Source organism: Candidatus Micrarchaeia archaeon (assembly GCA_041650355.1).
Taxonomy (GTDB): domain Archaea; phylum Micrarchaeota; class Micrarchaeia; order Anstonellales; family Bilamarchaeaceae; genus JAHJBR01.
The window spans coordinates 14,291-36,380 of the sequence record JBAZLI010000002.1; the positions used below are offsets into that span (position 1 = coordinate 14,291).

Here is a 22,090-nt window from a genome sequence, read left to right on the forward strand (position 1 = left end):
GTGGAGCTATGCAGGAAGCGCGGTTCTATAAAAAGAATCCGGACAAATCCGCCAATTGTTTCCTATGCAATCGCCTATGCAGGATTCCAGAAACCGGAAAGGGATTCTGCGGGGTGCGCAAGAACGTGAACGGGACGCTCTACTCGCTGAATTACGGGAAAGCTATAGCAGTTGCGATGGACCCGATTGAGAAAAAGCCGTTCTACCATTTCATGCCCGGCTCGCGGGCGCTTTCATTCGCCACAGTCGGATGCAATTTCAGGTGCCTCTATTGCCAGAACTGGGACATAAGCCAGCAGAGGGACAGCATTGCCGGCGAAGACATCCCTCCGGAGAAAATGGTAAAGCTGGCCGAGCGCGAGAACGCGGACGGAATTGCGTACACTTACACCGAGCCCACAATATTCATGGAATACGCATTGGATACTGCGAGGCTTGCAAAACCCAAGGGACTGTACAATGTTTTCGTAACGAACGGATACATGAGCGCCGAAGCGGTAAAGAAGATGAAGCCGCTCATAGACGCTTCGCGCATCGATTTGAAAGGCTTCAACCAGAAGATTTACACCGAAGTTGTGGGGAACGCGAGGCTCGAGGCGGTGCTGGAAAGCATAAAATCCCTGCACAAAATAATGCACGTCGAGATAATCAACCTCGTGATTCCTGGCATGAACGACAGCGGAGATGAGCTGCGGGCGCTTTCCAAGTGGATTCATGACTTGGACAAGAACATACCGTTGCATTTCATAGGGTTTTACCCTTCGTACAAGATGATGAATGTTCCTTCAACGCCGCTGGAAACCCTGAGAACAGCGAGGAAGCTGGCGCTCGAGGAAGGATTGCGCTACGTTTACACCGGGAACAGGAGCGACCCCGGGAGCGAGAGCACGTTCTGCTACAACTGCAGGGCATTGCTCGTAAGGAGATTCGGATTCGCGGCATCGGAAATTCGGATTGCGAAAGGCGGCAAATGCCCGGATTGCGGCAAAAAGCAGTATTTCGTAACGGATTTAAAGAAATACAGGCAAAGGAAGAAAGGATAGATGAATTCCGAGTGGGAAGCCTCAGCGATGGCGCGAACAGCGTGATAAGATGAACATTTTCAAGAATTTGGACTCCTCGCAAATCCAATCCGTGTTCAGGAACGAGTCCGTGTTTTCCCCGGATTACATGCCAGCGGAAATCCTGCACAGGGAAATTGAGATACGGGAAGCAGCGCTCAACCTCGCGCCCATAATGAAGCAGAAGCGCGCGTCGAGCATGGTTTTCTTCGGCCCCCCTGGGACGGGAAAAACCACGGTAGCAAGGCACATACTCGCGCAGCTCAAGGAAGCCACCGGGCGGGCCAGGGGTGTTTACATAAACTGCTGGGAGCAGGGCTACAGATATGCGATACTCGGCGAACTGCTCGCCGCATTCGATTACCCTGTTTCGAGAAGGGGCAGGAGCGCGGATGAGTTGCTCTCCTATGCCGTGGAGATGCTGAAAAAGGACGGGAAAACCCCGCTGGTGGTGCTCGACGAAGTGGACATGCTCCCTGTAGAGGAGAGGGACGGCATCCTCTACGATCTGCTCAGGATGAAGGAGAATTTCGGGATAGACGCGGCCGTGATAGCGCTGGTGAACAAGGAAATCTTCGTCTCGAAGCTCGACAGGAGGATAAGGAGCTCCCTTCTCCAATCCGTAATCACGTTCAACCCGTACTCGCCGAAGCAGCTCAGGGACATACTTTACGAGCGCGCGAAACTCGGATTCGTTCCGGGCGCCTGCGAGGAGGATGCGATAGGGCTGTGCGTGGGCTTCGCGGCAAGGAACGGCGGAGATGCGCGGCTGGGCATAAACGCGCTCTGGCTCGCAGGCAAGGAAGCCGACAAGGAAGGTTCCGGCAGGGTGCTTCCGGCCCACGCGGAAAAGGTGAAAGCCGCGGCGCAGGAGCTCATGCGGAAAGAAGCCGAGCAGAATCTCTCCTCGGAGGAGAAGAAGGTGCTCGAGGAAATAAGGAAGGCCGGCCGCATACAGAGCGGGGAGCTTTATTCAAGGCTCAAGCTCAACGAGCGCTCGGTCCGCAACTACCTGTCCAAGCTCGAGGAACTCGGCTTCGTGGAGACTGTGGAGATACGCTCGAAGGACGGGAACACGCGCATCCTAATGCCCGTAAAGCGATGAGGTTAAATTTCTTGGGTTAGAGTGTTGCCTATGGCAGGAATCTACATAAAGCCTTCAGGAAAAGCGTATTATTTCTTTTTCTCGGCAGCGTTCGCGGTCCTGTGCGCCCTGGCGTTCCTTCTTTCAGGGCAGCTCCAGTTCGACCCTCTGCTCCCTGCCGCGGCGCTCGCGGCGTCGCTTGCGATAGCGTGCGCGATAACCTACTCCTATTTCCAATATTTCTACATACATGTAGAAGATGAGATCGTGACCGTGCGCGAGGGCGCGGTTTCCAGCAAGATGGTCGTGATACCGTTCAGCAAGATAAGCGGCGTGGAGAGCAGGAGGAACCCGCTGGACTCGCTTTTCGGGCTTGGGACGCTGGTGATAGACACCATCGGCTCCGCAGGAGTGGAGGTGGAGTTCAGGAACGTGCCCCAGGAAAGCGTCGATTCCTTCATGGACATTTTCCGCAGGCACAAGGACGCAGGAGCCGCACGCCCGGGAAGCCCGCAAAAAGGCGAGGCGAAGCCAGAGCGCGACACGTGGTGATTTTTCTGGAGCCGGTCAGAATAGACGAAAAAAAGGCAGAGCTGCTTTTCCGCAGGCAGGGCATGGGAGTAGAGATCAGCGGGAAGATTGAAATCCACCCGCTGGAAGCGGTTTACCTCATGGAACGCGGAAAGCTCGAACTCGAGAACGAAACCATCCAGTCCCTGATGGAAAAGGCGAAGAAGGAAGACCCGCTCGCAGAAGAGAAATACGCGGTTTTCAGGCACATGAGGAAAAGCGGCTACATAGCGCGGCTCCCATTCACCAGCGAGCCCTGGATTCGCATCTATCGGAAGGGCTTCAGGCCAGGGGAGGATCGCACACAGTGGCTCCTCAAGGTGGTCAAGCACGGATGGAAACCCGGGCTGGAAGAGATTCTTTCTGACGTGAAAAGGGCCGCGGAAGTGAGAAAAGAGCTGGTTTACGCTGTTGTTGAAAAGGAAAAACCCATGTTCCTTAAAATCGGAAGGACCGCTTTCGACTGAACTTCCGCGCTGAATTAATGGATGATTGGTATTAGTGGCTCTAATTGAGCACTCTGGTTTCGAGGCTCTCAAGCACTTCCAGCTGGCCCTTCTCCTCGAGCCCGTTGTCCCTGCTCCATGAAGCGTATTCCTTTTTCATGGCTTCCATGGACAGCGCGAGCCCGTAGGTTATGTCTTCCCTGTACGCCACTCCTGCCTTGACCATCGCCTTCAGGTTGCCCAGGAAGCCATCGACTCTCTTGCCGGTAGCCACCTTCGCGAGCGGGGCCATGTTTCCAAGCACCACTTTCTTCCTGGTCACTATGACGTCTGAAATGCTGAAGTTCCTGAGCGCGTAGCCCTGCCTGTAGAGCTTAAGGAGCTCGTCTATTACGAGATCCGTGAATCTCCTCTTCTCCCCCTCGCTCATCCTCTCCAGCGAGAAATTCTTCAGGCCGGTGCGCGGGTCCATGGACCATGCGTCCTCCTCCAGTTTCGATATCGTGTAGAAATTGCCCTGCACAGTCTTCAGGAAACCCACCACCTCGAGCACGGACGCCTTTATTTTGCCCGTGGTCTTCATGAGCTCCTTCGCTATGCTCTCGCTGGTCTTCCGTATTATGTAGGTCGTGCTGTCAACCCTGAAATACCCGACTTCCTCGCCGTCCTTTATCCTTATCTTGTGGACCTTGTCGAGGTTGCTGTCCTTCCTGCAGGTAGCCATGGAAATGCGTATCTCCTCGCCGCCCAGCACGCTCCACTCGTACTCTATCATTATGTTGCTGCCGTGCCTCTTCACTATGCTCCTGAGCGGAACCTCCTTGGTGAACCCCGGGAGCGAGGAGTCCTCGCTCTTCTCGAACTTGGGCAACTGGACCTGGTGCACTTCGTTCGTCGGGTTGCTGTAATCCTGATGAGCCATTATTTACACCTTAAAACATTAATACTAACACTAACCTCCTTGATTTTATTATGCTAAAACGGGTTTATATAACTATGTCTCACAACCAAAGGACACTCTCGGCAGGGTTCCCCAAACTGGCTATTCGAAGAAGCTGGATATGCTTCTCTGCTTCCCCTTGTTCTTCATCTCGTCCTCGTCGTAGCCCAGCTCCTTGAGTATCTTCATCACCGCAGGAAGCACCTGGTTGTTTATGTAATAATCCGGGTCGTAATCCTTCGCGTGCTCCGCAATCTCGGCTTTCTCGGATATGCTGCCCCCTCTCTTGGTTATCACGTACGCCACCATACTGCCCTTTTCCAGCGGGACGCCCCTTGCAATCGCCTTCTTCGCGGCCATAAGCTCCGGGCTCACGATATCATAATCCCTGGGATGCTTGGTCAGCTGGGTGTATATGGTCAAGTCCGCCATTGGAACATCCCCTTTTTTCAGCCTTTCCACGGTCTCCTTCACTATCGCGGCCGCCTTTTCCTTGCTCCCCTCCCTGAGTATCGCCTCGAGGACCCTGTACTGGGTGTCCTTCGCGACCCTGCTCCAGTCCCTGCGCACGAGCTCGAAGCCCCTTATCTTTATGCTCCCATCCTCGGCGAGCATCGCGTACTTCTTCTTCGCGCCCTTCTCCTCCTGCTTCTTCGAGACGAACACCCCCCGCGAGTAGAAGTTCTCGAGCTCGAGCTCCATCTTCTCCGGTAAATTTTCATTCACCTGCCTGAGGAACGCGAGCGCGTCTTCCTTTGTCCTGTCCCCGAGAAGCAGGAAAACCGAATCAGTGTCTATGTACAGCACCCGGAATCCGCGCTCCTCGGCCATGCGTTCGGTCTCGAGAATGTGCTGCCTCCCCCACGCGGTGACGCTCTCAGCACATTGGCGGTTGTACCAGCGCGAGCGCGCATACCCCAAATAGCCGTAGAACGAGTTCGCGAGTATCTTGAGCGCGTGGCTCCTCGCGTACGTTTTTTTGTACACCTCGCTCTTCTTATCCAGCTTCTTGAGGCTGTTCTTTATCCCTCCGCGCAGTTCCAGCAGGCGTTCGAGCGTCGCGGGTATCAGGCCTTTTGGCTTTTTGAGGAATCTCGCTCCGGTAGGCGATACATGGACCTCGCTATCAGAGCCGTCCTTCACGAGCCGGGTAGGATCTATATTGTAAGATATTATTATCGAGGGGTACAGGCCGCGGAAATCGAAAACGGCGATGTTCTCGTATATCCCGGGCGCGGGAAGCTTCACGAAAGCGCCCTCTATCGGGTTCTTCTGCCTTTCCATCGCCTCGGACTCGCTCGGCTTCGAAGGGACCATCTCGTTCCTGAGCACGGATTCCTGCATCAGGAAGCTTTCCACGAGCTGGCCGCTCGTAGCTAAGCTCGTGTCGAAAAGCGGCATGCGCGTGAGCTTGCTCAATTCCATCAGGAGCGGGAGCACGTTCTCCCCGAGCTCCAGCGTCACTTCCGAGTCCCCAAGAGAATATTCAGCGAGTTCGTCCAGCTCGTTCTTGTCCCACACGTCCCATATCTCCAGCCTTTTCACCATCTTCTTTTTCTTCCCGGTAACCTCGGCGTATATCTTTTCCAGCGTGAACTCCTGGGCCTTTATCAGCCCTATGAACCCGAAGAAGCGTATGGCCGGGTACAAATCTATGTGCATCCTTCCCCCTATTTTCGCCCCGTTAATCATCCCTTTCCTCAAGGGCTTGAATCCCCTCCGGTCGCGCCCCACAATGAACTGGGTTTTGAGCGCACTGGCTCTCGCCTGCAGGTACGGCAGGTCGAAATTCGCCGAGTTGTACCCGTAGAGTATGTCCGGGTCAATTTGCGCGAGCGTCTTCACGAATCCGTCTATCATCCCCTTCTCATCAGCCGTCACGTGCACGAAATCATGCCCGGCTTTTTTGTAGGTGATGACGCCTTTTTCCCCTTCATCGGATGCGTAGCTCACCATTATCGCCGGATCTTTTTTCTCGCGCGGGGCTCCCAGCGGATTGTAGGTTTCTATGTCGAAAGCCATCTTCTTCAGGCGCACTTTGGCCTCGAGCTTCTCGTCCTCGTGGATTTCCAGAAACTTCTTTATCTCATGGCCTTCGCGCTCGTACTCCAGCACTGCGAAAGGCGTGATGTTGAAGTCCAGCATGAACCTGCGCGCGTAGTGGATTCCGTGCTCAAAGCACCTGAACGGTATCACGTCCCTCAGCACAACAACATCCGAGGGCTTGTTGCAGTAAACCTTGAGCATCTCTTTTGCTTCGCCCGCGACTATTTTCTCCACAACTTCGACTTTCTTCACGCTCACCAGGTCCGGGCCTTTTTTCACCGCGAGCTTCGCTATATCCTCTTTCTTCTCAACTGCATCTGTGTAAAAGTAAGGGTCGTAGGGGTAGAGCAGCCTGCACACGCGTTTCCCTTTCACGAGCAGCCTTGCATAAGTCCTGCCGTTGCGGTAAACGTAATCAGCGTCGAGAAAAATCGCCTTCCTCCTAATCATGATAATGGATTAGCCGGCAAGATTTAAAAAATGGAAAATTCCCGGCATACGCGCGCCCACGCACCGGCTCCAAGTGCTACTTCCTTGCCCTGAGCGCGTTCTCCTTTTCTATGAGCTCATCCACCACGTCCATCGGGATGAAGCGCCTTCCAGCGATTTTGGTGTGCGGAATCCGGTTCCTGTCCAGCCGTCTTTCGAACGCGTTCCTCTTTATCCCTATTCCGGCCTTGGAGAGCCTGTGTATCGCCTGTGTAACGGTATAGTAACTTTGGGCCACGTGGGTCAAAGCGTCAACCGCATCCCTGGGCACCAGCCTCTTCGTCCCGATTTTCACCGATGGTATGGAGCGCTTCTCTATCCTTCCTATGAATGCACGGTAATTTATTTTCGAATTGAACTTCTTGTAGGTCTCGAACGCGTCCCTTATGGAGTAGAATTCGTCCCTCAGGTTCATCATGGTGTTGAGCGCGTCTATCGGTATATATCTCTTCTTCCCCACTTTCATGGAAGTCACGGTGCCCCTTTCCACCCTGCCTCCGAACGCCCTGAAAGATATGCCGAATCCGTTCTGCCTCAGGAGGGAATATGCGTTCTGTATGGTGTAGAGCCCTTTCTTCTCGAGCGCGTCGTCGCTCAGCTCTTTTTTCTGGTAAAGCGCCTGCGCTTCGTTGAAAACGTTGGCCAATGAAGATGACAGCGAGTTCTGCCTAGAGTTGTAACTGTTCTCTATCCTGTCAAGATTTATGCTCTTGAGCTTGTCGACGTATTCGTCATCCATTTTCCGTTCAATTATGATTCGTTTTCCCCTGGGCATAGCACCACCAGCTTTCCACAATTTTACACCATGTCTGATATTATATTTCTTATAATACATTTATAATTGTTCTCATGGTTCGCCGAGTTTTTCACGAATGAATTTTATGGCTGCGAGCAGAATTATCACTCCTGCACCGGCTGCTATTATATACATCGGGTCCACGGTTATCCCGGTGGGGCTCGTGCCGTTGCCTCCGCCCGTGCTCTGGTTGCCCTGCATCGTTTCATTTATGAACTCCACGGAGATGAAGCCCTTCACGTTCCTTATGTTGCCTTCGTTGTCCTTAGCCTCGAAGAACATCTCCATTATGCCGCTCTGGTCAACCCCGTCTATGGCGGCGCGGTACCAGTCCTTGGTGCGGAGATAAACGGGCACCATGTATTCCCTCCCCCCATAGGCGTACTTCATCTTCAAGCCGTCCGGAGCGAGCCCGCTGGCCCTCAGGCCCTCGTCAGCGCAGTAAAAGTCCACCTGGAGCGTCTGGTTTCCGTAGGACGCGCTCACATCGCTTATCTTCGGCGCGTGGATATCGTACACGACGTAATACTTGGTCTGCACCGCAAGGTCCGCGTCCAGGTTCCGCTCTATTCCCCTGTATACGGTCCTCACTCCCGGCCTAGCGGTTATGAGCTTCTTCACCGTAAGATAGCCGCTTTCGTTGGTCTGGAGCACTTTCTGCCCGACCTGCGCGTCCACCACGAGCGGCGTGTTCCTGTCATCAAGGACGAACAATTCCAGATCGTACATTCCCACTTCATAGTAGTAATCAGTGTCGTTTCTCAAATCTATCGTTTTGACCGCCGTGCCGTCCCCGTAAGAAAGGCTCACGTTCACCGGCCCGGTTCCGAGCACGAGGCGCGCCGTTCCGTCGCTTCCCGCGACCGCTTTGGCGTCCCTGGCCCTCACTACGGCGCCCGCGAGCGCATTCCCGTTCTGGTCAACCGCCCTTATGCCCAGCATGTAGACGTCCATCGGCATCGCAATCACGTTCTCGTGGTTTCTCACGTCCACCTGCTTTTCGGCCTTCTTGTTGTCGTATGTGACAAGCACGCTGTAAGTGCAGTCCACGCGCTCCTGCACGACCTCCTGGTTCTTGAGTATGAACGCGGCTTTCCCGCTTGAATCCGTAAGCTTTGGCGCGGTTGTCGCGTAGCCCTTCCCGGTGGTCCTGTCAATCTGGTAGGTTATTTGCACGCTCGCGTTTTCTATGGGCCTGAGCTTCCCGTCGAGCGCCTGTATCACCGCGCTCTCTTCGTAGCCCGGAACGCAGTCTATCGCGAACAAAACAGATGAAGCGAGGATGAATGCGAGGAGGATGGTGGTTTTTCCCATTTTTTCACGTTCCTATATGGGATAAAAAATTTAAATAGATTACTGGGGTTCCGTGCTATTCGGTCTGCTCGGGCGCCGCGTCCTGCTCCCCAGCCGCGACAGCAAATGAAGCGACTTTCTCCTTTTCCCCGAGCCTTATTATGCGCACTCCCTGAGTGTTCCTCCCTATCACGCGTATGTCCTTCACAGGCGCGCGTATGGTCTGGCCGCCGGTGCTTATCACTATGATGTCATCCTTCTCGTTCACCGCCTTCGCGCCCACGACCTTGCCGGTCTTTTCAGTGGAGTCCAGGTTCGTGACTCCCATCCCGCCCCTGGCTTGGAGCCTGTACTCGGCAAATTCGGTCCGTTTCCCGTAGCCGTTCTCGCTCAGCGTGAGCACCGCGGGCCTGTCGCACACCGTCGCGCCAACTACGCAGTCCCCCTCGCGCAATCTTATCCCTATGACGCCCTGGCCGGTCCTCCCGATTTCGCGCGCGTCGTTCTCATTGAACCTTATCGCGTATCCGTCGCGCGTGGCTATGAATATCTCGCTGTTTCCGTTCGTTTTTTTCACTTCTATGAGCGAATCATTCTCCCTGAGCGTTATCGCTATCACGCCTCCTTTGCGCGGGTTCGCGAACGCGTCAGCACCAATCCTTTTCACTATCCCGTTCTTGGTAACCATCACTAAAAATTCCTTGTCCGAGAACTCGCGCATCTCTATCCATGCATTCACTTTTTCCTCCTTGAGCTCGAGCATGTTCACTATGGGCTTGCCGCTTGAGTACCTTCCACTCTCCGGGATGTTGTACGCCTTGAGCCAGTGCACCCTTCCCTTGTCCGTAAAGAAGAGGAGGTAGTTGTGCGTTTTGGTTATTATCGCGTCCTCCACGAAATCCTCCTCTTTCGTTTCGGTGCCTATCACGCCCTTGCCTCCCCTGCGCTGGGTCCTGTACTCCTGAAGTTGAACGCGCTTCACATATCCGCGGTGGCTTATGAACACCACCACGTCCTCGTTCGGGATCAAATCCTCCACGGTCCTTTCGTCAGCCGCGTCCTCTATTTCCGTCTTTCGCGCGTCCGCGTATTTTTTCCTTATCTCAAGCAGTTCGCTCTTTATTATCTCGAGAATCTTCAGCTCATCCGCGAGCACGCTTTCCAGCCACGCGATTGTTTTCTTGAGCTCAGCGAGCTCGTTGTTTATCTTCTCCCTCTCAAGCCCTGTGAGGCGCTGGAGCTTCATCTCCAGTATCGCTTCGGCCTGCTTCTCGCTGAGCGAGTAGTTGCCCATCAATCCTGCCTTCGCGGTCTTCGGGTCCTTGCTTGATTTGAGGAAGGGGATTATCTCATCTATGTTGTGGAGCGCGACCATCAGGCCCTCGAGGATGTGCGCCCTTGCCTGGGCCTGGTTCCTTTCGAACACGCACCTTTTGCGCACCACTTCTTGCCTGAATTCCAAAAATAGTTTGAGCATCTCGTAAAGCGAGAGCGTTTTAGGGGAGCCGTTCACGAGCGCGATGTTGATTATCCCGAAGGAGCTTTCCAGGGGGCTGTGCGCGTAAAGCTGGTTGAGCACCACCTCGGGGTTCGCGTCCTTCTTGAGCTCAATCAGCACCTCCATCCCTTCCTTGTCGCTCCTGTCGTGCACGTTGGAAATTCCCTCTATCTTCTTGTCCCGCACTGCGTCAACTATTGACTCTATTATCGCGGTTTTCGTAATCTGGTAGGGGATTTCCTTTATCGTCAGCTTCCTGTTCTTCTCGTCTGTTTCTACTTTTCCCCTGAGCCGTATTATGCCCCTCCCGGTCTTGTAGGCCTCGTAAATTCCAGCCCTTCCGACTATGGTCCCGCCAGTGGGGAAATCCGGGCCGGGAACGAGCATGAGTACCTTGTTTTCATCAGCGCCTTCTATGAGCGCGACCAGCGCATCCACTATCTCCCCTAAGTTATGGGGGGGTATGTTGGTTGCCATCCCGACTGCTATCCCAGAAGAGCCGTTCACAAGAAGGGTGGGAACTGCGCTCGGGAGCACGGTGGGTTCCTTGAGCGTTCCGTCAAAGTTCGGGCTGAACGCGACTGTCTCCTTGTCCAAATCCAGGAGCATCTCCTCTGCGATTTTGGTCATGCGCACCTCGGTGTAACGCATCGCCGCAGCTCCATCGCCGTCAACAGATCCAAAATTGCCTTGACCGTCAACAAGCAGGTAGCGCATGCTGAAATACTGGGCCATGCGCACTATGGAATCGTAAATCGCGGCATCGCCGTGAGGGTGGTATTTTCCCAAGACTTCTCCGACTATTCTCGCGCTCTTCTTGTAGGGCTTGTCGTGGGTGTTTCCCAGCTCGCTCATCGCGTAAAGTATTCGTCTGTGCACCGGCTTCAATCCGTCGCGGACGTCGGGCAATGCGCGTCCTGCAATGACGCTCATCGCGTAATCCAGGTAGGATTCCTTCATGTCCTGCTCTATAAGCCTGTTTACTATTTCGCCCATTTTCCAAGCACCGAATCAGCATGATTTCTATTCATAAAATACTCTATTTTCATATCGCAGTTCTGGTTTATAAATATTGGCAAAAACAGCCGGAATTCACCATTTCCCTTCGTGCACCCTGCTCTTGTCATAGTCCTTTTTCGCTTCTTTTTCCTCGTCCGGATGCCCGATTACAATCATCGCGAAAGGAACGATGCTTTCAGGAAGCGAAAAAAGGGTTCTAAAACCCTGCATGCGCGCTTCATTCGGATAAACGCCGGTCCAAACAGCGCCAAGCCCGAGCGCTTTCGCAGCCACCATCAAATTCTCTATTGCAGCCGAGCAGTCCTGGAAAATGTAAGCTTCGTGGCTTTTCGCAGCCTTCCGGTCAGCGCACACAATTATGGAAAGGGGCGCCCCCATGGCCATCTGCGCGTGGTTGTGGAATCCGCAGATTTTTTCCACCAACTCGCGGTCCTTTACGAGAATGAAATGCCAGGGCTGCTCGTTTACCGCTGAGGGCGCGGCCATCGCTGCAGCCATCAGCACATCAATATGCTCCTGCGAAATTTCCTTTTGCTTGAATTTCCTTATGCTCCTCCTAGACATTATGGCTTCGATAGCTTCCATGAAAACCACTGGCATCCACCTCTCTTTTCGTCTTTTTAATAATGCCTGATGACTGCAACAGCGCATGAGCGCGAAACTTGCAGAACTTATCGGCGTCCTTCTCGGAGACGGTTCAATCGGTATCTACGATTGCGTCGTAAATGGAAAACTGAAGAAACATTACAGGATCAAAATAACGCTCAATTCCACGGATGACCGAGATTATGCAATTTACTTGAAAATGCAAATAGAGCATTTGCTCGGAACCACGCCAATTATGCGCAAGCGACCGAATGAAAATACCTTGGACCTCTTCATCTTCAAGAGGCGAATTATCAGGAATCTTATCCAAATGGGCCTCAGAACCGCGCCTAAATGGAATCGAGCTCGTGTTCCGCAGGAGTTTCTTTCGCTCAAGTCCCTCCCTGCCTTACTGCGCGGCTATATGGATACCGACGGTTGCGTAACTGTGGCTAACAACAACGGAATCCGCTATCCAAGAATTGAAATGAAGATATGTCCAAGCCCTATGCAGAAACAACTAATTCTAGGCCTGCGTAGACTGGGTTTCAGCCCACGCGTATATTCTATTGGAAGAGGAAAAGTACGAGTTGTACTGGCCGGTACTGCCAACTTGCGAAAATGGAATGAACGGATTGGTTTCTCTAACGCGAAGAACATTTCGAGGTATGAAAGTTTCAAGAAAATTCAGGAATAAAAAAAGTGTATAGCGGGAGGTGGATTGCCAACCCAAACCAGAATCTCTGGTTCGAATTTTTGAACCAACGATCTTTCCCCTGCAAGAGCAACGCGCTCGTTGCATCCGGGTTATGAGCTTCGCCTTCCTGGTGCATTACGCAACAGAAATCCGGCGGGCACTCCAAGCTACCCTATCCCGCTATAAAGCACCTGCCCAGTTTTCAAATACTGGAGTCTGGACAAGCAGCATACTACTTACTGCGAATTGTTTTTTAAACCCTCTCCCTGATTTTTACGCATGGACGAACCGCTCTATCTCCAGGATTCGTATTGTAGGGAATGCGACGCGAAAGTTCTTGAAATATTGGAACCGAAAAAAATCGTGCTGGACAAGAACATCTTTTACCCGCGCGGAGGGGGCCAGGCAATGGACAAAGGTCAGTTTGTGCGCGGAACCGACATTTTCAATGTTGTGAACGTCGAAAAGCGCGAGGGGAAAATCGTGCACGAGGTTGACAGGGAAGGATTGGCGGTTGGGGATTCGGTGCACTGCATTTTGGACTGGGAGAGAAGGTACGCGCTCATGCGCATGCACACCGCTGCGCACATCCTCGCAGCGACTTTCGTGAACGAAACCGGCGCATTGATTACAGGCAACCAGCTTGAAGTGGACAAAACAAGATTTGATTTTGCGTTAGAAAATTTCGACCGCGCGAAATTCGACGAAGTTGTGAAAAAGGCGAACGAGACGATTGCGAAAAGCATAGAACTCAAAATCTACTCCCTTCCGCGCGAGGAGGCGTTGAAGATTCCCGGGGTGGTGAAGCTCGCGAACGCGCTCCCCCCAAGCATATCTATTTTGCGCATAGTGGAAATTCCGGGCGCGGACATACAGGCGGACGGAGGGACGCACGTGAAAAACACCTCTGAAATAGGGCGGATAGAGATACTCAAATTGGAAAACAAAGGAGCGGCGAACAGGAGAATATATTTCACGCTCAGATGAACGCGGAGTGAGATTATGCGATGGCTGGCGCATTTTGTTATCGGCGCAGCAGTTGCCGGAATACTATTCTATTTACTGGGCAGTTCTTCTTATGCAATTATGATTTACTCGTTTTTCGCAGGAATGTGCGCGCTGGTTCCTGATATTGATTATTCGGGCTCGAAGGCGAGAAAAGCGCTTGATGCATTCGTGATGATGTCCGCGTTCCTGCTGGTCTATTTGGCTCACTGCGGAAGCGCCGAATGCGTTTTCTCCCTGGATTTCATCGCGAGGTTCCTCGCGCTGATTGGGCTGTACTTCCTGGTGATGATGCTGTTCAGGCACAGGGGCGTGATGCACTCATTGCTTGCAGCTGGCATCATTTCGTTCGCAGTTTTTCTCATCCTTGGATTCGGGTTCGGCATTGCCGCATTGCTCGGTTATTTGTCCCATCTTCTTGCGGACAGGGAACTCAAGCTCCTTTGAGCAAACCGATATAATTCTAACCTTCTAATTCACATCCATGGCAGTGACGATACTCCTGGATAAAACAGGCTACGCTCCAGGGGAAGAAATCAAGGGGACCATCAAGCTGGGGCTGGACAAGCCGATAAAAGCCAGAGGGATTTTTGTTTCGCTGCACTGCCACGAGAAACACAAAATAAAATACGTGCGCAACATACCTCTTGACGAGGTGGAGGAAAAGAGGAAGCTCGGCCTCTACATATCTCCCCCCTATATTATGACTGAAGAGCGGGTGGAGGAGCACGAGCACCACCACGAGGAGAAGAAAATCGCAGGGGAAGGCACATACCTGAACGAGGAGTTCACGTTCTCGATGACGCTTCCTGCGGATGCCCGACCCTCGAGCAAAATTTACGGGCACGACGACAGGATTGTGGAATGGTTCGTGAAAATGAAGATAGACATTCCGCTTGCACCGGACATAAACGAGAGCAAGGAAGTGTACGTTTCAGGCCTTTAATCCTCACGAAGCTCGCTTATCCCGGCCCTCTTTTCCCGCAACTATCCTCGCAACCGTCGCGAAGCGCAGCATGTTCACGACCAGCGCGTAAACGAACGGAATTACCGGAACCAGTATAATCAGCGTAGCGAGCACCGAGAGTGCGAGTTCCACTCCGGTCCCGAGGTCCTGTATCGGGCAGGTGCTGAAGAAATTGAACGGGATTAGGGAAAGCCCGGTGCACACGAGGTCCTTGAAATACATCCTCAGTATCGCGGGGACCATGAGCGTGAGCGCGGTCACGAAGTTGGAAGCCTTTCCCTCATTGTTCGCAGAGGTGAGCGCGCGATAGAGGAAGAAGAGCGCGAAAATGGCAGAAAGAAGGATGAAGTCCAGCGGTACGGTGGCGAAATTCATGTTGCTTGAGTAAGCGGAAGCCGCGGATATGAGCACGAGGAGCGCGGCCGCGACCAGGGCGGTCCAGTAGCCCGAAATCCCGTCCAGCACCGGCGAAAGGAGCACCTTGAGCGAAAGGTCCAGGGATTGCAGTGCGTTCAGCCGGTCCCGGAAAAATGCATGGAGCACAATCGCGCCAATTACAAGAGCTATTCCGAACGGTATCACCACTAAATAGGCCAGGGTGGTTATTATGGTGTGCTGGGGCGGAATCCACGCGCCGGACATGAAATAGTACAATATGCCGAACGTGGCGAAGAGCATGTACGCGAAAGGCGCGAGCAGAACCTCCTTCTTTTTGATTGCCCTGCCGCTGGTTTCCAGGAAGTCAGCGATTTTCCCTGCCGCGAACACGTAGCTCAGGATTATGCACACTGTAACGAGTTCCCTGAACTGGAGGAGCGCCGCTGAAGGGGAGTCCGCGGCGTGCGCGAGGAAAAGTAACGGCAAAATAGCTGCAATCTGTCTAAGGCGCATTTTCGGACCCGTGTGTATATCCAGCAAAACCCTTAAATGCTTATTTTCCTTAGTACCTAGAAGGGATGACAGGGTAGTGATGGCTATGCTGAAAACCAAACTGGGTGACATGCAACTGGACGGAGTTTTTACGAACGGCTCGGGCGCGAACGACGATTCGCTCGAAAAGCTTTTGCAGATAGCCGGGTCGAGGGCAGGCTTCATAACCACCAAGACCGCGACGCTCCTTCCCAGGGCCGGAAATCCAGGGCCCAGGTTCTACACTCTTGGAAGCACCACGATAAACAGCATGGGGCTCCCGAATCCTGGCTACAAAAAGATGGCGGAAATAATAAAGGAACTGAAAACCAAGACCAGGAAGCCGATTTTCGCGAGCATGAGCGGATTTGACGCAAATGAGGCCGGGGAAATGGCGAAAGCGCTCTCTCCAGTAGCGGATGTGCTCGAACTCAATCTGTCCTGCCCGAACCTGCACGGCAAGTCCCAGATTATTTACGATTCAGAAGCCACGGACGAAGTGCTGAAAGCCGTGAAGAAAAGCACGGACAGGAAAATCGCGGTGAAAGTCGCGCCCTTCCTTGATATGAACGCGCAGCTTGAGTTCTGCGAAATCGCGAAGAAGCGCGGAGTGGACCTGATAATCGCGATAAACACCGTGGGGAATGCGATGTACGTGGACGCTGACAGGGAAAGGATAATGCTCAAGCCCAAGTGGGGCGGGCTCGGAGGCGAAGCTATAAAGATGGTCGGCTGGGGGAATGTGAGAAGGTATCGCGAGTATTTCAAGGGTTCAATTGCGATAGTCGGATGCGGAGGAATATTCTCAGGAAAAGACGCTTTCGCGTATGCACTCGCAGGAGCCTCCGCGTTCGCGTGCGCATCAGCACTCTACGCTCCGGAAGGGGTGGACGCGTTCGCGAGAATGGAGAAAGAGCTGGAGGAGGAATTGAAGAAACACAACTATTCAAGTTTGGCTGAAGCGGTGGGAAAAGCAAAGGAATTCTAAAAAGAGAAAAAGCTAAAATCCCGTTCTGACACCACTGTTCCATTTGCTGGGCCGTACTTTTCTGCCGGGCCAATGAAACGACTCTGCCCCTATCTCATTATGCATCATTTCCATGAAAGTTGCAATTGCTTGGAACTTTTCAGGGCATATGTCCGCATACTCCTCGACTACGGCACGTCCATAATCAAATTGTTTTTGCCTGCCCGCTGCGAACCCTCTCTCTTCGCCAGAGCCTGCCACGAGGATTGGATGTTCGAAACGCTTGGGTAGCGTATATCCTGCGATATTGAGCCCCATGTCGAAAGCCGCGAGCACCAACCCGGCTTCAGAACCAACCCAATCAAATTCGTTTCTACTTTTTCGGAATAAGCCATGTGCACGGTCTCTCAGCGACTCCCATCTTTGAGACACCACACCCAAAAGACCAATATAAACCTGCGTCCATGTGCCGTGCTTTTTGGATCGTTCGATAAAATATTCGAGGTTTTTGAGTTCAAACGGCAGGGACGGAAGCGCAATTGAAATCGGGTGCGAGGGCTTGAGGTAGGTCACTGCCGCGGACATTGCCGCTTCGTTGAGCCACATGGAATAAGGAAGGTAAAACTTGGACATGCGGTCCCATTCGCCGAGCAGCACTTCATTTTCCTGTCCTATCGCGCGCACGAAAGCGCCGAATTTTGACAGGAGATGGTCGAAGTCATCGCATAAGAAGACCACTATATCTGTATCCTTGGCAGCCTTATCAAAGCCGGTGTGAATGCGGTGGCCTATGGGATCAGCTCCAATCTCAACGTCAACGAGCGGTGCGAGGGAAGAAAAACGCGCCGCGTTATCTCTTGCCGAAGGCGATATTCTCAGGTAAATCCTAGGGTATACGCGTTGGGCGAGAAGACGCCTCTGCATAGAATCAAGAAAAGGGGTTATGTCATGGCGAAGCGCAGTGGGGATTACAATGCCTGCCCTGATATCGGTTTTCGCAGTTTTGGGATTAAGAATATGCATAATTCTACTATATTTATAACTATTTAAAAATATTGCCAAAAATTAGTACTCAATCGTGACTTCGCCCTTCTTTATCACGGTTTGGCAGAGCAATCTCTTGCTTCCCCCGGGTGCGAAGCTGTCCAGGTAAACCTTCTCGGTCTCGGTGGGTGGCTCGAGGTTCTCCGCGCCGCTCACTATGGTCGCGATGCACGCACCGCACGCCCCGACCTTGCATGCGAAAATGACATTGCTTTTGCCCTCCAAATCCACGAGGTTGCTTCCGTCCGGTATCTCAACAGTCTTGTTCTCGTTCTTTATGTGCACTTTCGCCATTTCAATCACCATAAACTCATTTCACGAGCCTGAATTTGAATCCGTAATGGATGAGCCCCTCCGGGTCGTCGCTCTGTATCTTCCTGAAAACAGCCTCCACCCTGTCCCCGATTTTCACTTCCGGCTTGTGCGCGTCCACCACCTGCCCGGTTATGCGCGCGCCTTCATCTAATTCCACAATCGCAAAAACGTAGGGGACCTGCTCCTCGAAGCCGGACGCAGGGCTGTGTATTTCAGTGAAAGAGTATATTTTGCCCGTGCCCTTGAAATTCAAGAATTCGAGCTTGCCTTTCCTCCTGCATTTCGGGCATATGGTGCGCGGGGGGAAATATGCAGTGGAGCAGGTGAGGCACCTGTTGCCCTTCATCCTGTATCTTTCCGGTATCCTTCTCCAAGTAAGCGGAATGCTCTCTTTCATTTTTCACACCCTTTTGAATATGTGCACCACCGATGTTGCGCCGCTTCCGCCCACGTTCTGGGCCAGCCCGATTTCAGCGTCCGCTACCTGCCTGCCCTCGGCTTTGCCCCTGAGCTGCCATGTGAGCTCCACCGCCTGCTTCACTCCGGTAGCCCCCACAGGGTGACCCGCGGCCTTCAGGCCTCCGGAAGTGTTGATTGCGACCTCGCCGCCCAGGCCGGTCCTTCCTTCTAGCGTGGCCTTTCCGCCCTCGCCTTTCCTGAACAGGCCCAGGTCCTCTATAGCCATTATCTCGGCTATGGTGAAGCAATCATGAACCTCGGCAACGTCAACGTCTTTCGGGCCTATCTTGGCCATCTCGTAAGCTCTTTTCGCCGCAATCTGCGTTGCTTTTATCTCGCTGAGCTTTTCGCGCGAATGCAGCGCTATCGTGTCCGAAGCCTGGGCAGAAGCGACTATCTCTATGGGCTGCTCCTGGTATTTTTTCGCGATCTCCACCGGCGCGAGCACCACCGCCGCTGCCCCATCCGTTATGGGCGAGCAGTCGAACATCTTGAGCGGGTCAGCGACCACCTTGGATTTCAGCACCATATCAATGGTTATCTTGTTCTGAAATTGCGCGTAAGGGTTCCTGGAGCCATGCTCATGGTTCTTCACCGCAACGGCTGCGAGCATCTCCTCGGTGGTTCCGTATTCGTGCATGTGCCGTTTGGCCATGAGCGCGTAAAGCCCTGGGAACGTAGCGCCCATGAAAAGCTCCCATTCCTGGTCGCCGGCGCCTCCGAGTATCTGCGAAACCTCGTTGGTGTCCAGGTCGTTCATTTTCTCCACTCCGCCAACTACTACGAAATCGTGCATTCCGCTGGCAACAGCCATGTAGCCCTGCCTGAGTGCGACCCCGCCTGAAGCGCAAGCAGCCTCGACCCTTGTCACAGGGATGGGGTTGAGGCCCATGTGGTCTGCGATGAGCGCGGCCACGTGCTCCTGGCCTATTAAGCTGCCCGAGGCCATGTTTCCAACGTATCCGGCGCTGATTTCGTTGCCCTGGAGCCCTGCGTCCCCTATCGCCTTTATCCCGGCATCTATGACCAAATCTCGGAAGCCCTTCTCCCAGTGCTCCCCGAATTTCGTCATGCCTGCCCCTATTATCGCGACTCTCCTCATAAACATCACTTTGTGCGAATAAGTCCCAGTATGCGTTATTCCGCACGCATTTTATAAACATAACTAAGGGGTGTTCGGCAAATGGCGTAATTAAAAATTTTAGCACGCAATCCGCTTCCATGCGAAAATCCGATTATACGAAGTTCATGCGCGAGGCGATAAAGGAATGCCTCCTGGGCGTGAAGGAAGGACAGAGCCCGTTCGGCTGCGTGATAGTGAAGGATGGAAAAATAGTCGCAAGGGCGCACAACATCGTGCTCTTATCTTCGGACCCTACGGCCCATGCGGAAGTGAACGCCTTGCGGAAGGCTGGGAAAAAGCTCGGGATAAGTCTGAAGGGATGCGTTCTTTTTTCCTCCTGCGAGCCGTGCCCCATGTGCTTCAGCGCCTCGCACTGGGCGAAAGTTGATGAAGTGGTTTACGGAGCCACAATAGAGGACGCGAAAAACCTGGGATTCAGCGAGCTGATGCTGCACGACCGCGAATTCAGGCGCAGGGGCTCGCGCGTAAAACTAATCCCGAATTTCCTGCGCGCGGAAGCTGTAAATGCGATGAAGACATGGAAAGGGAAGCCGTACTAATTCTGCGCTCATTTTGCCCCTCCATTCCAGTGCAAACCAACTTATTTAAAGTTTGTGGTATATTAATAATTTAAATGGTTTTTGTTAGGTGAAACTATGCCCCATAAATGTGTGCCTAAGTTGCGATTCATAATAGGAGAGCACGCCTCTCCGCCCGATGCGCATAACGCGTTCAAGAAATTCGACGGGAGATGGGATCTTGTTACTTCCCGGGCGCCCGCAAAAGTCGGGCTGGAAATGGTTAAGGCGATAGTGCTTCTGAATATGTTAAGCAGATTATCGAAAAAGCCTGAAAAACCGCCCGGCCATTTATTTCTTGTGAGGGAATTCAGGAATGATGTTATGGCTGCAGCAAGTGCAATCAGGGAGAAGGCGGAATTAGGGCCCAAGAAAGCCCATATGGGCCCTGACGCGAGCCCTGAAACTAACAACGTGCTGGCTAAACTGAAGGACGTTTATCTCTCGCTAGCCGTTCTGGCTTCTGGATTAAGCAAGACTGCGTTTCGCAATGTGCTGGGCACGCTTATAGACCAGCTGGAAAAATACGCGGAAGTTGAGTAAATGCAAAAGCAAAAGAAAGTCGTTCCGCTTTCACGCGACTGCGCCAAATTGTCCAAACTGGCTTCAAGAGCCAAGGAACCCGTCATTGCTGGCGCATTTAGGGAGATGGAACCTCTGATGTGCAGGCTGGAAGCGTTGGAACTGGAAAGAGTGCGAATAAAAGATTCTGGTTTGCGTGGCACTGAGATGGGGAAGGCGCTGCTTGAGCTCCAAATAGAGGAAACGAAAATCGAGCGCCATTTGTTACCTCCTTTGCTAGAGCGGATTGATGCTGAAAACTGCAAAGAGGGCAAAAACAAGGCGAACAAATCGCGGATTGTGGTGGGCGGGGTCATTGCGTTCGCGGCTGGCATATTGTTGAAATACGCGCAAATCGGCAGCGACTTGGTGCACCTGTCGGATTCCACCTATAAAGACGTGATGTACATCCAGGTTCCGTTGGCCGCTGCCGCGCTTGCAGCGAGCGCATTTCTTTTGGCCCAGGGCTTTGTGAGAATGTCCAGACTGGCGGTGCTGGAAGTGGGCGTCTGTCTTTTCCACAAAAAACTGGACAAACTGCTTTAAGCAGCCGGTGCGAAGCCTTACTGAAGAGCCATAGTTTTATAATAATTGTTCGCAACTTATACTAATTCTGTTCAGCCTGTTCAGAAGTAAAGGTAATCCTGATGGTTAACGTTGACAAGGACCAGTTGCGCGCAAGGTTCAGGAAGGAGTGGAAGAAGCACTACGACATAGATGCACTGAAGCAGCGCGGGTTTTCGAGGCAGGAGTGCAAGAAGTGCAGGCGCGCGTTCTGGGCCCAGGAGGAGCGCGAGTTCTGCGCAGACCCCGGGTGCATCGGCTACGAGTTCATAGGCAACGCCCCTTCAGGCAAGAAGCTCGGATACGTGGAGACGTGGAACAGGATAAAAAAATACTTCACAGAGCACGGCCACGGATACGTTGCCCCTTACCCCACGGTTGCGAGGTGGCGCGACGACTTGTACTTCACCATAGCGAGCATAAATGACTTCCAGCCCTACGTGGTCAACGGCGAACTTGAACCTCCGTACAATCCGCTCATAGTGCCCCAGCCCTGCATAAGGTTCGGGGACATAGGGAATGTAGGAGTCACAGGGAGGCACTACACCAATTTCGTCATGATAGGGCAGCACGCGTTCAACACCGAGAAAACAGGTTTGTTCTACTGGAAGGACCAGGCGCTCGGGCATGACATCGAATATCTTAATGATTTGGGGGTGAAAGAAAAGGATTTAGTATTCATAGAGGACGTTTGGGTGGGCGGAGGGAATTTCGGGCCGAGCATGGAATATTTCTCAAGGGGGCTTGAGCTCGGGAACTGCGTTTTCATGCAATACGAGGTTGCGAAAACCGGGGAACGCGAGCTGAAAACCAAAGTGATAGACATGGGCGCAGGCCTTTCCAGGCTCGCGTGGATAACCCACGGCTCGCCCACGAGCTACGAGATTGTTTTCGGGGACGTGATAAAGGGGATGAAGAAGGATTTCGGAGTGCACATGGACGAGAAATTGTTCTCGCAGTACGCGAAGCTCGCTGGGGGCCTCGCGTTGGATGAAGTGAAGGACGTTGGCGCCGAGAAGACGAAGATAGCGAAAATGCTCGGAGCCACGAAAGAGGAGCTGTTCGGGAAGCTG

24 protein-coding genes and 1 tRNA gene are annotated in these 22,090 nt (G+C 53.0%); 13 read left to right on the forward strand and 12 right to left on the reverse strand.

Annotation, left to right across the window (positions count from 1 at the left end; translation table 11 throughout):
- Positions 1-8 precede the first annotated feature (8 nt).
- Genes amrS through WC488_00295 form a run of 4 tightly spaced genes read left to right on the forward strand, consistent with a single transcriptional unit; the run spans position 9 to position 3,182 of the window.
- Complete coding sequence (amrS, locus tag WC488_00280) at positions 9-1,043, forward strand: AmmeMemoRadiSam system radical SAM enzyme (GenBank protein ID MFA5076852.1); 1,035 nt, start codon at positions 9-11, stop codon at positions 1,041-1,043.
- 49 nt (positions 1,044-1,092) lie between these two features.
- A complete protein-coding gene (locus WC488_00285; protein MFA5076853.1) occupies positions 1,093-2,166 on the forward strand; it encodes an AAA family ATPase in 1,074 nt (357 codons plus the stop codon).
- A 30-nt stretch (positions 2,167-2,196) separates the two neighbouring features.
- The gene (locus WC488_00290) at positions 2,197-2,697 is read left to right on the forward strand and encodes a PH domain-containing protein (protein ID MFA5076854.1); all 501 of its coding nucleotides are present in this window, start codon (positions 2,197-2,199) and stop codon (positions 2,695-2,697) included.
- The gene (locus tag WC488_00295) at positions 2,691-3,182 is read left to right on the forward strand and encodes a hypothetical protein (protein MFA5076855.1); all 492 of its coding nucleotides are present in this window, start codon (positions 2,691-2,693) and stop codon (positions 3,180-3,182) included. Before WC488_00290 ends, WC488_00295 begins: the two co-directional genes overlap by 7 nt.
- A gap of 40 nt (positions 3,183-3,222) precedes the next feature.
- On the opposite strand, the gene WC488_00300 is transcribed toward WC488_00295, so the two are convergent.
- The 6 genes from WC488_00300 to WC488_00325 form a co-directional block, all read right to left on the reverse strand.
- Positions 3,223-4,083 (reverse strand): hypothetical protein, encoded by an 861-nt coding sequence (locus tag WC488_00300; GenBank protein MFA5076856.1) that lies wholly within the window; start codon positions 4,081-4,083, stop codon positions 3,223-3,225.
- Positions 4,084-4,203: 120 nt separating this feature from the next.
- Complete coding sequence (locus WC488_00305) at positions 4,204-6,597, reverse strand: DNA-directed DNA polymerase (protein MFA5076857.1); 2,394 nt, start codon at positions 6,595-6,597, stop codon at positions 4,204-4,206.
- Positions 6,598-6,673: 76 nt separating this feature from the next.
- Positions 6,674-7,411: a hypothetical protein gene (locus WC488_00310; GenBank protein MFA5076858.1), complete on the reverse strand. Its 738-nt coding sequence runs from the start codon at positions 7,409-7,411 to the stop codon at positions 6,674-6,676.
- 72 nt (positions 7,412-7,483) lie between these two features.
- Positions 7,484-8,746: a hypothetical protein gene (locus WC488_00315; protein MFA5076859.1), complete on the reverse strand. Its 1,263-nt coding sequence runs from the start codon at positions 8,744-8,746 to the stop codon at positions 7,484-7,486.
- A 55-nt stretch (positions 8,747-8,801) separates the two neighbouring features.
- Positions 8,802-11,219: a DNA gyrase subunit A gene (gene gyrA / locus WC488_00320; protein ID MFA5076860.1), complete on the reverse strand. Its 2,418-nt coding sequence runs from the start codon at positions 11,217-11,219 to the stop codon at positions 8,802-8,804.
- 96 nt (positions 11,220-11,315) lie between these two features.
- Complete coding sequence (locus WC488_00325) at positions 11,316-11,828, reverse strand: nitroreductase family protein (protein MFA5076861.1); 513 nt, start codon at positions 11,826-11,828, stop codon at positions 11,316-11,318.
- A gap of 64 nt (positions 11,829-11,892) precedes the next feature.
- On the opposite strand from WC488_00325, the gene WC488_00330 reads away from it, so the two are divergent.
- A complete protein-coding gene (locus WC488_00330) occupies positions 11,893-12,525 on the forward strand; it encodes an LAGLIDADG family homing endonuclease (GenBank protein ID MFA5076862.1) in 633 nt (210 codons plus the stop codon).
- Between the two features lie 10 nt (positions 12,526-12,535).
- On the opposite strand, the gene WC488_00335 is transcribed toward WC488_00330, so the two are convergent.
- Positions 12,536-12,707 (reverse strand) — tRNA-Met (locus WC488_00335).
- 97 nt (positions 12,708-12,804) lie between these two features.
- Here WC488_00335 and alaXM point away from each other — a divergent pair.
- Genes alaXM through WC488_00350 form a run of 3 tightly spaced genes read left to right on the forward strand, consistent with a single transcriptional unit; the run spans position 12,805 to position 14,476 of the window.
- Complete coding sequence (alaXM, locus tag WC488_00340) at positions 12,805-13,512, forward strand: alanyl-tRNA editing protein AlaXM (protein ID MFA5076863.1); 708 nt, start codon at positions 12,805-12,807, stop codon at positions 13,510-13,512.
- Between the two features lie 15 nt (positions 13,513-13,527).
- Positions 13,528-13,977 (forward strand): metal-dependent hydrolase, encoded by a 450-nt coding sequence (locus WC488_00345; GenBank protein ID MFA5076864.1) that lies wholly within the window; start codon positions 13,528-13,530, stop codon positions 13,975-13,977.
- 37 nt (positions 13,978-14,014) lie between these two features.
- Entirely contained in the window at positions 14,015-14,476 is a 462-nt protein-coding gene (locus WC488_00350) for a hypothetical protein (GenBank protein MFA5076865.1), read from the forward strand.
- A 3-nt stretch (positions 14,477-14,479) separates the two neighbouring features.
- Here WC488_00350 and WC488_00355 read toward each other — a convergent pair whose 3' ends face one another.
- A complete protein-coding gene (locus tag WC488_00355; protein MFA5076866.1) occupies positions 14,480-15,361 on the reverse strand; it encodes a hypothetical protein in 882 nt (293 codons plus the stop codon).
- A 112-nt stretch (positions 15,362-15,473) separates the two neighbouring features.
- Between WC488_00355 and WC488_00360 the strand changes: the two genes are divergently transcribed.
- Positions 15,474-16,394, forward strand: coding sequence for a dihydroorotate oxidase (locus WC488_00360; protein MFA5076867.1), 921 nt, complete (start codon positions 15,474-15,476; stop codon positions 16,392-16,394).
- Positions 16,395-16,406: 12 nt separating this feature from the next.
- Here WC488_00360 and WC488_00365 read toward each other — a convergent pair whose 3' ends face one another.
- From WC488_00365 to WC488_00380, 4 genes are read right to left on the reverse strand one after another with little or no spacing between them, the layout of a single operon-like run.
- The gene (locus WC488_00365; GenBank protein MFA5076868.1) at positions 16,407-17,435 is read right to left on the reverse strand and encodes a hypothetical protein; all 1,029 of its coding nucleotides are present in this window, start codon (positions 17,433-17,435) and stop codon (positions 16,407-16,409) included.
- Positions 17,436-17,438: 3 nt separating this feature from the next.
- Entirely contained in the window at positions 17,439-17,711 is a 273-nt protein-coding gene (locus WC488_00370; protein MFA5076869.1) for a 2Fe-2S iron-sulfur cluster-binding protein, read from the reverse strand.
- Positions 17,712-17,727: 16 nt separating this feature from the next.
- Complete coding sequence (locus tag WC488_00375; protein ID MFA5076870.1) at positions 17,728-18,129, reverse strand: Zn-ribbon domain-containing OB-fold protein; 402 nt, start codon at positions 18,127-18,129, stop codon at positions 17,728-17,730.
- 3 nt (positions 18,130-18,132) lie between these two features.
- Positions 18,133-19,293 (reverse strand): thiolase domain-containing protein, encoded by a 1,161-nt coding sequence (locus WC488_00380; GenBank protein MFA5076871.1) that lies wholly within the window; start codon positions 19,291-19,293, stop codon positions 18,133-18,135.
- A 119-nt stretch (positions 19,294-19,412) separates the two neighbouring features.
- Here WC488_00380 and WC488_00385 point away from each other — a divergent pair, with 119 nt between their 5' ends.
- From WC488_00385 to WC488_00400, 4 genes are all read left to right on the forward strand, one after another.
- Positions 19,413-19,874 carry a nucleoside deaminase gene (locus WC488_00385; protein ID MFA5076872.1) on the forward strand — a complete coding sequence of 154 codons (462 nt, stop codon included), beginning with the start codon at positions 19,413-19,415 and terminating at the stop codon, positions 19,872-19,874.
- Between the two features lie 96 nt (positions 19,875-19,970).
- A complete protein-coding gene (locus WC488_00390) occupies positions 19,971-20,435 on the forward strand; it encodes a hypothetical protein (protein MFA5076873.1) in 465 nt (154 codons plus the stop codon).
- Positions 20,436-20,999 carry a hypothetical protein gene (locus WC488_00395; protein ID MFA5076874.1) on the forward strand — a complete coding sequence of 188 codons (564 nt, stop codon included), beginning with the start codon at positions 20,436-20,438 and terminating at the stop codon, positions 20,997-20,999. It begins immediately after the preceding gene.
- 101 nt (positions 21,000-21,100) lie between these two features.
- A partial coding sequence (locus WC488_00400) for an alanine--tRNA ligase-related protein (GenBank protein ID MFA5076875.1) occupies positions 21,101-22,090 on the forward strand: 990 nt, incomplete at its 3' end.